1 protein-coding gene is annotated in these 376 nt (G+C 44.9%); it reads left to right on the top strand.

Going from position 1 to position 376, the window contains the following annotated elements:
• Nucleotides 1–51: 51 nt before the first annotated feature.
• On the top strand, nucleotides 52–376 hold a 325-nt coding region (locus tag ACLWS4_RS37820; RefSeq protein WP_416876546.1), incomplete at its 3' end, for a DUF917 family protein.

The raw sequence follows: 376 nt of genomic DNA, 5'->3' as shown, positions 1-376 counted from the left end.
TTTTTTATTTTTGGCACGATATTTGCAATGTATTTGGTGAGGGGTGAAGTCGTGAGCTGGTTCATTCACAAAGAAGACATTCCTTACATAAGCGCCGGCGCAAAATTTTTATCCAGCGGAGGCGGCGGGGATACGAAAATAGCAGCGTATTTGCTTTTGTCTGCTATGGAAGAAGATGACGTGATAGAAGTAAAAACCGCAGTTGAAATGGCAGATGATTGGGTCGTGCCGGTCGCAGCCGCAGGGTCCACGGTGTTAATGAAAGAAGACCTGCCTACAGGGGAAGAAATTGTAAAAGCGTTGAAAAAATATGAAGCTGTGTCAGGCAGAAAAGCAGACGCTGTGATTTCAATGGAGATAGGGGGGATTAATGCAT

This window comes from Kitasatospora sp. SC0581 (assembly GCF_048159585.1).
Lineage (GTDB): Bacteria > Actinomycetota > Actinomycetes > Streptomycetales > Streptomycetaceae > Kitasatospora.
This window is presented reverse-complemented; position numbering and strand designations above follow the sequence as displayed.